The 9,743-nt window shown below is 65.1% G+C and carries 7 protein-coding genes, 1 tRNA gene and 1 riboswitch; of the genes, 4 read left to right on the top strand and 4 right to left on the bottom strand.

What is annotated here, in order from left to right; all coding sequences use genetic code 11:
- Positions 1-977: 977 nt before the first annotated feature.
- Positions 978-3,458 carry a lipopolysaccharide assembly protein LapB gene (locus tag HA073_RS16985; RefSeq protein ID WP_166456835.1) on the bottom strand — a complete coding sequence of 827 codons (2,481 nt, stop codon included), beginning with the start codon at positions 3,456-3,458 and terminating at the stop codon, positions 978-980.
- Positions 3,459-3,742: 284 nt separating this feature from the next.
- Here HA073_RS16985 and HA073_RS16980 point away from each other — a divergent pair, with 284 nt between their 5' ends.
- Positions 3,743-4,555, top strand: coding sequence for a site-specific integrase (locus tag HA073_RS16980; RefSeq protein WP_309228035.1), 813 nt, complete (start codon positions 3,743-3,745; stop codon positions 4,553-4,555).
- A 597-nt stretch (positions 4,556-5,152) separates the two neighbouring features.
- On the top strand, positions 5,153-5,671 hold the full coding sequence (locus HA073_RS16975) for a hypothetical protein (RefSeq protein WP_166456834.1): 519 nt from the start codon (positions 5,153-5,155) through the stop codon (positions 5,669-5,671).
- A 112-nt stretch (positions 5,672-5,783) separates the two neighbouring features.
- Here HA073_RS16975 and HA073_RS16970 read toward each other — a convergent pair.
- Positions 5,784-5,857: transfer RNA gene (locus tag HA073_RS16970), tRNA-Gly, on the bottom strand.
- Between the two features lie 268 nt (positions 5,858-6,125).
- Here HA073_RS16970 and HA073_RS16965 point away from each other — a divergent pair.
- On the top strand, positions 6,126-7,118 hold the full coding sequence (locus HA073_RS16965; RefSeq protein WP_043327608.1) for a zinc metalloprotease: 993 nt from the start codon (positions 6,126-6,128) through the stop codon (positions 7,116-7,118).
- Positions 7,119-7,190: 72 nt separating this feature from the next.
- Here the strand turns inward: HA073_RS16965 and HA073_RS16960 are convergent, their stop codons facing one another.
- Positions 7,191-7,736, bottom strand: coding sequence for a pyridoxamine 5'-phosphate oxidase family protein (locus HA073_RS16960; RefSeq protein WP_064447989.1), 546 nt, complete (start codon positions 7,734-7,736; stop codon positions 7,191-7,193).
- Between the two features lie 78 nt (positions 7,737-7,814).
- Here HA073_RS16960 and dcd point away from each other — a divergent pair, with 78 nt between their 5' ends.
- The gene (dcd, locus tag HA073_RS16955) at positions 7,815-8,393 is read left to right on the top strand and encodes a dCTP deaminase (RefSeq protein WP_043327610.1); all 579 of its coding nucleotides are present in this window, start codon (positions 7,815-7,817) and stop codon (positions 8,391-8,393) included.
- A 64-nt stretch (positions 8,394-8,457) separates the two neighbouring features.
- Here the strand turns inward: dcd and HA073_RS31150 are convergent, their stop codons facing one another.
- Positions 8,458-9,489 carry an NlpC/P60 family protein gene (locus tag HA073_RS31150; RefSeq protein WP_166456833.1) on the bottom strand — a complete coding sequence of 344 codons (1,032 nt, stop codon included), beginning with the start codon at positions 9,487-9,489 and terminating at the stop codon, positions 8,458-8,460.
- 13 nt (positions 9,490-9,502) lie between these two features.
- Positions 9,503-9,640: riboswitch (cyclic di-AMP (ydaO/yuaA leader) on the bottom strand.
- Positions 9,641-9,743: the final 103 nt, after the last annotated feature.

The following is a 9,743-nucleotide window of genomic DNA, read 5'->3' as shown; positions in this document are numbered from 1 at the left end:
CACTGTCAGCTTGGGAATTGCCGATGGCGAGCCAGGCAGCCACTCGGTCTCCTGGCCACGGCGGTCCCTGGTGGCCTGGGTTGACCTGCTCTGTCCCGGGTTAATGGCACGCTAATGGCACGGTGCTGCCACAACCTTGACGACCGACTTTGGCACTTACTCCCCGTATGCCTGATCACAAGTAGGGGGGGCTGGGGCTACCGGCGCTGCCCAGTGACCACCTCCAGTTCAGCTCGTTGTAAGCGAGCGGGGCAGGTGCCCCGACAGATGGAGGCGGAGGCAAACTTGACTGGCTTGGAGACCGTCGCGATCTGCGAGGTGGCTCAGGTGGCACGGCACGCGATAGACGACACCGGTCGGGCCCTCCGCCTGTGCGTCCTGATGGCTACCGGAGCGGGTACTACGTGGGTCGTTGTTAGAACTCTCCGCGGCACCCTGTAGAAGGGCGCGCCGCAGATGTAGGGCGGGGCCCGCCGACATGGCTCACCTCCGCCCTACATGGCCCTCGCCCAAAGTGGCGACCGCCAGCTGGCACGCCGCTGAGCCTGGCCCCGGCATGCAGCTCAAGTGTGCGGCTACTCGAGGGCAAGCCGGCGCAGCCGGTGCGGCCGGTGCGGCAGCCGATCCGCCAGATGCTCGACGGCGGGGTGACCACCCTCGCGATCGTCACGGCCAGGCGCTGATCGCCACCAGTGGGCGCGGCCTGCCCGGCGGGCGTCGACGGCCCTCCGCCCCGGCGCCGCAGGCGACCGGGGCGGCTTGCCGTCGGCCGGGCTCACCGCGCCCGCGACGCGCGGAGCGCGGCGCCTTGATCCAGAACAGAGGAAATCGGCAGCAATGTGAGGCACTGCCGAACCCCTTCCGCACTATGGAGGGGTCAAGATCTGGTACTGATATACGTCTGCTTGGCGTCACCAACTACAGTTTCATCAGGCCATAGCCTGCCGACTCCGGTAGGCACCGGAAGGACAGAAGCCTCACTTGGGCGGCCGCAGGGAAGGCAAGGGCACCGCTGGAACACCTTCTACCGTTAAGCCGTGCCTTCGCAAGACTTCCGCAGCCTCCCCGTATCCATTACTTTCGAGCATTCGGCAAAGTTGGTAAACGTTACCTCCGTCGTTCCCACGCATCGCCGACCTTCCAACCATCTCTATCAGCTCGGGTATCCGATTCGCCTCAATCATTGCCTTTGACAATTCATCGGACATCATATCGATGCCTTTGGCGAAGTAGTAGCGGTATAGCGGTAGAGCGACATCAAGATCGCCATTGCGGGAAAAATGTCGTACAAGGGCGTAGCCGGAGAAATGAGGACCAAGCTTAAGACTTTGGATCCAATGAGGGAACGCCTCCTCGTGCCGATTCCGCGATTCCAAGAGCTCGGCACTGTGGTAGTGCGCCCAAACGTCGCCCTGCTCGATTCGTTCCTTATAAACGGTCAATGCCTCATCAACCTTGCCAGCCAACGCCAGAGCTTTTCCAATCTCATGGTACGTCCCGCTTGAGCTGGCCAGCGCGAGTGCTTCATTGAGGTGATCAGCTTTGACTAGGATTTCTATCCACCAGCCTTGCGCACGTTCATCACCTCTACTTTTAGCCGCTTCGTAGATCGCTCTCGCCTCAACAAAGCGTCCCTCCTTTACCAGCAAGCGGCAGGCACTTTCTGAGGCAGCCAGATCGCCGGCATCGAGGGCTCGTAAGAACCAGTTCAATGCCTCAGATGCGATGCCACGCTTTTGAAGACGCAACGCGTAGTAAAATACTGCGTTTTTTCTCTTCTCGGCAATCGCTTGGAGATACTCTTCCTCGGCCTCGTCAAAGCGGCCCCCGTCATCTAGGAGTCGTGCGATGGTTAAGCGCACATCATAGAGCGGCAATGAGTCTCCGGTCGTCAATAGACGGCGCAATAATCCAATCGCCTCGTCAGTTGGCCCGTAATCCGAGAAAGCCTCGATCGCGTCCTTACTGCCCATGCTCGAAGCTCGCCGTAGCACATCGACCGCCTCCCCCTTTCGACCCTGGTCCCAAAGCATCAAGCCGAGCCAGAAGCCTGATTCTGCGTTGCCGAGAGCCAGTGACCTTCTGTATATTGCCTCGGCATAGCGCCGAACGTCACGCATATCTGCGGCGGAAGCGAGTTGTTGGAGGTCTATAGGATCATGAAGCTGCTCTGAGAGAACACCCCAGATTTCTACCGGCAGCGGCTCGTTCTCGCGAATACGAGCCCCATAGGACGTCAAGTAGTCTGCCAACTCATAACCGGCGATACTTCCGTATTCAAGACCCGATACGGGAATTAACACCGAAGTCGCACCTCGGTTTCGCTTGATGCAGTACGAGATGGATTTTTCAAACCAATCTGATGAAGCCCGAGCGATCTCTTCATTATTGAGGTACACGCCGCTTGCTCGCTTAAGCAGGGCTGGCGTCAGGGTTCCCTCGATTCTCAGGCGACGTATGTCCACGGCGGCTGTGATCAGTGCCTTCGAGTAACAGTCAGCGTGCTGCCACGAGGCAACCAATTCTGGTGCGCCTGCAAGCACCTGGGTGACCCCATAGCGCGAATCCCGAAGAGCGGCCTTAATCCGGGAGTCACGCTCCGCCAGCGCTCGCGCGGCAGCCATTTCAGAGGACGTGAAACTGTCTTCGACATAAACGCGCTCAGCAATACGCAAGACACCCGCAATTCGGTCTTTCTGTTGCGCAGCATAACCCTCGGATCGTTCCGGTGGAGATAAGTAATGCTGGTAGCGGTCGGGCCAGATGGTCCCCAGAAAAATGATAGGCTTGCGCTTGGACCATAGGGCGAGGATTGTCTCCTTATTCATGCTGCTATCCCCTGAGTTGGGGAGAAACCTTTGCAACTCATCGAGCCAGACAATTGTTGGCTTCTCCAGTCGCTGCTGACTGAGCCACTGAATATCCCCAGCAGAGGAGGGCAGGAATATGTTCCATCCCAGGAAGTTGCGCACTACCGCTTCGTAGGCAGATCGAGTCTTACCTGCCGAGGAGTTGCCAACCAAGAGCAGGAACCCCCCGCCACGTTCTCGCGCTTTCGCGAGCCGGTCGTTCAACTCTTGGTCAATGGCTCGCTCGATATATGAGGGGGCCGCTTCTTGTGGATCCTCACCATTTTTAATTTTCTTTTGCGCGCTCATACTGATAGCCGGATGAACGCCAGCCCACGCAGCGCCGAAGGAGGACACCGGGAGAAGGCGTGGCGACAAGTCGGCTACCAACCCTGCTTCAGGGGGAGCTTTAGGTTGCCGCCAAATCACAATTGTTAGAACGAATGCAGCTGGTGTGAAGATAATTGCCATCACCCAGCTCGCCGGTTCCAGCCAACTCCATCTCAGCGGGAATGGCCTCCACAGCCATGTCACGGTACCTGTCGCCGCCAGCGCCAAGAGTGCGAGTGCCAGGCCGGTAAGCCACCATCGATGATGCCGGTTCATCATTCCATCATGCTGTCGGCCACAAGGGCAGGCACTTCTAGATGTCGCCCAACGTCGATACGCGCGCGATGCAGGCCCGCGACCGCCGCCAGCTCGCGACGTGGCCGTCGTGCGCTCCCCCTACGGCAGCGCTCATGGCCGCAGCCCAGCGGCTGCCGTCCCATCGCACATACCGACGATCTGACGTTCTACGGGGACCGTCCGGGCTTCCCACTCTCCGCAGGAGCCGCCAGGCGTTCTTCGTGGCCGGAGGAGAGCGACAGTGGAGTGCAGGCCGGCCCGCCCTGGTGTCGGACAAGCACATCGTGCCGTACCTCGGCGGGGTGGATCTGGGCCGGCTGGACACCCCGGTGGTCCGCGACTGGCGGGCCAATCTGCTCGGCAACGGGGTCTCGGAGAGCATGGCGGCCAAGGCATACCGGCTGCTGCGCGCGGTGCTGATGACGGCGGTCAAGGAAGACGAGATCCTGACGCGTAACCCGTGCCGCATCCCGGGCGCCGACCAGGAGAAGCCGGCGGAGCCGCCGGTGCTCACGCTCGCCCAGGTCTTCAGGCTGGCCGACATCGTGCCGCCTCGGTACCGCGCGCTGGTCCTCGTCACCACCTTCGGGTGCCTCCGCTGGGGGGAGGTCGCCGCGCTGCAACGGCAGGACATCGACACCGCGGCCGGCACCATCCGGGTACGGCAGGCGTACACCGAACAGCGCGGCATGGGCCTGGTCCTTGGTCCGCCGAAGTCCCGGGCTGGCCGGCGCACGGTCAGCCTTCCGCCGGCTGTCGTCCAGGTCGTTCGCGAACACCTGGCCGCTGAGGTCGACGACAGCCTGGACGCCTTCGTGTTCACCACGGAGAGCGGGCGCCCGATCTGGCGCGGCAACCTGAACAAGCTCATTGCTTGGAAGGCCAGCGTCGCCCGGATCGGGCAACCTGAGCTGCACTTTCATGACCTGAGGCACACCGGCAACACCCTGGCGGCTCGCACCGGGGCCAGTACCCGTGACCTCATTGGCACGCATGGGACACGACTCCCCGCAGGCCGCGTTGATCTACCAGCACGCTACAGCGGAAGCGGACCGGGCGATTGCCCTAGCGCTGGATGAGGCGATGAGCACAGACCAGGTAAGCCACAAGAAGAAGGGACCTTCTAAGAAAAAGGTTAAGAAGAGGCGAAAGGGGTTGAAAGCGTAACAGACGACTGAGCAGCCAAGGCCTGGTGCACTCCTGCACCACCCGGTGTACAATTGCACCACCTCGGCAAGTAGCCCTTTTGGCAGAAGGCGTCGAGTCACGGGCGATACCCCGGCAGCTACAGGCTCGGCCTTAAATCCCCAACTAAATGGCGCCGAGTTGATCACCAAGAGATTCCTTACATACGGAGGCACCCGAATGTACGAAGCGCAACGTCACGTGTACCGAGGAGCAGAGAATGGTGAGTCGGGGACGGCACCCGAAGAAGGAGATCTCCGATGCGCTTCGCCAAGCTGAGGATGTCGGCCTTGTCGTGGACGAGATTCATCGGGGCCACCGGTGGGGAAAGGTAGATTGCCTGCCCTGCTCAGCCAGCCGAAGCGTCTGGACCACTCCACAGGATGCGGGCACCCACGCAAAGCAGATCGAGCGTTTCACTCGGAACCACACCCACCCCTCGCCGCCACCGGGACCAACTACAGCAGTCTGAGGCCGGAGGGAGGTAGGCGATGACGACCCACGTCTTTACGGTGGTGCTGGATCGGCAGCCTACCGATGATGAACTGGATGCCCTGTTCGCCGCGGGCTGTGACGATGCCGCGTTCGGCTCAGAGAACGGCCTTCCAATCGGCGAGTTCGACCGGGAGGCGGAAACCATGGCAGACGCGATCGCATCAGCAGTACGCGAGCTTGACGGCGTCGGCTTGATAGCGCTACGCGTCGTAGACCAAGATCTGGTGACCCTGGCCGACATAGCGGACCGCATCGGTCAGAGCCGGGAGTCGGTGCGGCGATACGCCACAGGGGACCGTGGTCCTGGCACCTTTCCACCGCCGGTCAATCCAGCCCGTGAGGGGACATCCTTCTACCGCTGGAGCGAGACCGCCCCCTGGATCAGGCAGCACCTCAAGATCGATGCGCCGGAGTCAGACCCGGCACTCGTCGTAGCGAACCTGGTACTTCAGGCCCGACAGCACCGTGAGCGTGTCGCTCACATGGAAGCACTGACCGGCCTGCTCGCGGCGTAGCAGTTGGCCGTTCGACAGGCTAATGGCACGCCAATGGCACGCCGCATGATCCTTGACCGTGGAACGTCGAAGGCCCTGGCGGGGACTGTCGTCCTGACCAGGGCCTTGGCGGTGGAGCGGGTGACGGGAATCGAACCCGCACTGTCAGCTTGGGAAGCTGATGTTCTGCCATTGAACTACACCCGCAGGCGGCACCACTCTACCTGAAGCCCCCCACCCCCGTGCACTCAGGTGCGCGCGCCACCTCGGCGAGGTGGCGGCATCGGCGGCCGGTTGACCCCACCATCTCCCCGAACTGGAGTGGATCAAGCACGCACCGAGGTCGCGGGCCGCGAAGTTGCACGTCGGAAACGTATGGGCATTCTCAAATGCATCGATGGGATGTAACGTCTGCCCCACGTTTCCGCACCGGCGTGACACACCCCCTGGCACGCCGTCAGAAAGAGGTGGGCCCATGGGACTCCGTCCCAACCTGCTGACCCGGCGTACCGCCGGTGTCGCGACGTCGACCCTCGCGCTGCTGCTCAGCACCGCCGCCGTCGGCGTCGTCCCCGCTGCTTCGGCCTTCTCGGCCGCCCCGGCCGGCGTCTGCGCCGAGCCTGCTGACGCCCACGCCGACGAGCACGCGAACGCCCGCGTCGCGAAGGGCGGCAACGCCAAGCTCGACCCCAACCACCTGACCGCCAAGCAGGTCCAGGACCGGGAGGCCGACCTCGCCGCCGCGCAGCGCGAGCGGGCCAACTTCCGGACCGGCGCGGTCACCCCGCTGGCCACCGTGACGATCCCGGTCGTCGTGCACGTCATCCAGGAGAACAGCACCCGGGCCGGCGGCAACATCACCGACTCGATGATCAACCAGCAGATCACCGTGCTGAACCAGTCGTACGCGGGCTCGACCGGCGGCGCCGCCACCGCCTTCGGGTTCCAGCTCACGAAGATCAACCGGGTGACCAACCCGTCGTGGTACCCGATCGTGCAGGGCTCCTCCGCCGAGCGCTCGATGAAGACCTCGCTGCGTGAGGGCGGCAAGAACACGCTGAACATCTACCTCGGTGAGCTGAGCGACAGCCTGCTGGGCTGGGCGACGTTCCCGAAGCGGACGCTGGACAAGATGGACGGCGTGGTCGTGCTCAACGAGTCGCTGCCCGGCGGCACCGCCACCAACTACAACCAGGGTGACACCGGCACCCACGAGGTCGGCCACTGGCTGAACCTCTACCACACCTTCCAGGGCGGCTGCTCCGGCTCGGGCGACAGCGTCTCCGACACCCCGGCCGAGGCGTCCCCGGCGTACCAGTGCCCGACCGGCCGCGACACCTGCTCGACCGCCGGCAAGGACCCGATCACCAACTTCATGGACTACACGTACGACTCCTGCATGTACCAGTTCACCGCCGGCCAGGCGAGCCGCATGCTCACCGCGTGGAACGCCTACCGCGCGGCCTGACCGCCTCGTACCGCGTACCGGTGCCGGCCCTGTCCTCGGACGGGGCCGGCACCGCTCGTTTCGGGGTCGGGGTCAGGCGGCCGGGCGGCGGGTGTCGAAGCCGTGCCGGCCGCGCCGGCCCTCCGCGCCCACCGGCTCACGCCGGGCCGGTTCGGCCCCGAGCGGGTCGAGCCACACCCGCACCTGCGGCGGAGCGGCGCCGGGCTGGGCGACAGGGTCGCGCCGGGTCAGCATCGCCGCCTCGACTGTGAACTCGAACAGCCGCCAGTCACCATGTGGCGACGCGCGGGCGATCCGGGCCAGCCGCGTCACGGTGGCCGGGTCGGTCACCGGCCGCGCGCGCCCCGCGACGTACGCCTCGTCGTCGCTCTCCTCGGGCGGGAACGAGTGCAGCGCGTAGCGGCCGTCGCGTTCGAGGTCACGGCGCTTCGGCGAGTCGATGACGAAGCACCAGAGGCCGTCGTCGGTGAACACCGGGGAGACCGGGTGCACGCGGGGGCCGCCGTCGGCGCGGACCGTGGCGAGGTAGCCGAAGCCCGGCCCGTACTGCTGCATCAGGAGGCGGATCTCGCCGGCGAGGCGGGGCTCGTCGGCGGCGAATTCGGACCAGGAAGCCATGCGGACATCCTATCGAACACGTGTACGAAGAAGTAGTGCGACACGCAGGTCACCCATACCGGTCGCTATGGTGTTCCGATGCTGCTCTCCGACCGCGACCTGATCTCCGAGATCAAGGCCGGCACGCTCGCGCTGGAGCCCTTCGAGCCCACGCTGGTGCAGCCGTCGAGCATCGACGTACGCCTGGACCGGCTGTTCCGGGTCTTCAACAACCACCTCTACACACACATCGACCCGTCGGTCCAGCAGGACGACCTCACCTCGATGGTGGAGGTGCCCGAGGGCCAGCCGTTCGTGCTGCACCCGGGCGAGTTCGTGCTCGCCTCCACGCTTGAGGTGATCTCGCTGGGCGATCAGCTCGCGGGCCGGCTCGAGGGCAAGTCGAGCCTGGGGCGGCTGGGTCTGCTGACCCACTCGACAGCCGGCTTCATCGACCCCGGCTTCTCCGGTCACGTCACGCTGGAGCTGTCGAACGTGGCGAACCTGCCGATCACGCTCTGGCCCGGCATGAAGATCGGCCAGCTCTGCATCTTCCGGCTCTCCTCGCCGGCCGAGCACCCGTACGGCTCGGCCGTCTACGGCTCGCGTTACCAGGGGCAGCGCGGCCCGACGCCGAGCCGGTCCTGGCAGAGCTGGCGCACCTGGCCGACGCGCTGACGCCGCCCGCAGTTGTTAAGAAGGGCCCCCTCCTCTACCGGAGGCGTTAAGAGGGGGCCCTTCCTTACACGCGGCCGTAGCTGTTGATGTCGCCGTCGTCGACCCGCTTCATCGTGATGGGCTTGCCGGACTGGGAGGCGTGCACCACCCAGCCGTCGCCCACGTACATCGCCACGTGGTGCAGGTCGCTGTAGTAGAAGACGAGGTCGCCGGCGCGCAGCTCGGCCCGGCTGATGCGCTTCGTCACGCCGTGCTGCTGGCGTGCGCTGTGCGGCAGCGAGACGCCGCCCTTGGCCCAGGCCGCCATGGTGAGGCCCGAGCAGTCGAAGTGGTCCGGGCCGGCGGCGCCCCAGACGTAGATCTTGCCGATCTGGGCGCAGGCGAACTTCACCGCCGCACCGGCCGGGCCGCCGGGAAAGCCGGCCGGGCAGGGCGCCGGGCGCAGCGGGCCGCCGCCGCCCTTGCCGTACACCTTGAGCCGCAGCTTCTCCAGCTTGGCGATCTCGGCGTCGATCTGCTTCTTCTTCGCCGCGAGCTGGGCCTCGGTGCGCGCCAGGCCGGCGATCATCTCGTCCAGCGGCTTCTTCTTCGCCGCCAGCTCGTCGCGCAGCGCGGCGACCGAGCGCACCTGCTCGTGCTGGCGGTGCGCGAAGCGGTCGAGCAGCTCCAGGCCGTCGACCAGGTCACCGGGTGAGCGGCTGCCGAGCAGCGCGTTGACCGTGGAGAGGTTGTCGGCCTTGTAGGCGTCGGCGGCGAGGCCGCCCACCTGACCGAGCGCGGCGTCCACCCGCGCCTGGAGGGGTGCGATCTGGCGGCCGAGCGCGTCGGCCTGCCTGCGCCGCGCGGCGAGCTGCTCGCGTACGTCGTTGACCTGCTCGATGACCGGTTCGAGCTTGTTCCAGTCGCGGTCGATCTGGGCCTCGATCTCGGCGACCGAGGGTTCGGCGTGTGCCGCAGTGGCGCCGCCGGTCAGTACGACGGCGGTGCCGACCAGTGCGGCGAGGGCGGTGGTGAAGCGGGACCAGCGGGAACGCGGCGCGGCGCTGGACCGGTCGACCGACCGGTTCGACGACGGCCGCGGGGCATGGAGTGCCACCGGGCGTCCGTACTCCTTCTTCCGTACCGCCTACCGGGTTAGCTGACGGATTCGGGCGGGAAGGGAGCCGCCCTACCGCAGCAGTGCTGCGGATTCACCCCAGGTACCTGGTTCCCCGGCTCGCCCGGAGGCGACTCGGCGGTGTCGGACCGTCACCGACCGGGTTGGACGGTGAGACGTGCGGCCGACGATTCACCAGAGTAGGGACCACCGTTATCGATCCGCAACTTCCAGCGCCGTGACACTCCGTACGC

Origin of the sequence: Micromonospora sp. CMU55-4 (assembly GCF_011602315.1) — a bacterium.
GTDB classification, from domain to species: domain Bacteria; phylum Actinomycetota; class Actinomycetes; order Mycobacteriales; family Micromonosporaceae; genus Micromonospora; species Micromonospora chalcea.
The sequence above is the reverse complement of the archived record's forward strand: the minus strand, read 5'-3'. Positions and strand labels throughout refer to the sequence as shown.

Excerpts from the sequence above, each read along its gene's own strand:
- HA073_RS16975 (WP_166456834.1), top strand. The coding sequence starts at position 5,153 with ATGACGACCCACGTCTTTACGGTGGTGCTGGATCGGCAGCCTACCGAT.
- HA073_RS16960 (WP_064447989.1), bottom strand. The coding sequence starts at position 7,736 with ATGGCTTCCTGGTCCGAATTCGCCGCCGACGAGCCCCGCCTCGCCGGC.
- HA073_RS16965 (WP_043327608.1), top strand. The coding sequence starts at position 6,126 with ATGGGACTCCGTCCCAACCTGCTGACCCGGCGTACCGCCGGTGTCGCG.
- HA073_RS16985 (WP_166456835.1), bottom strand. The coding sequence starts at position 3,458 with ATGATGAACCGGCATCATCGATGGTGGCTTACCGGCCTGGCACTCGCA.
- dcd (WP_043327610.1), top strand. The coding sequence starts at position 7,815 with ATGCTGCTCTCCGACCGCGACCTGATCTCCGAGATCAAGGCCGGCACG.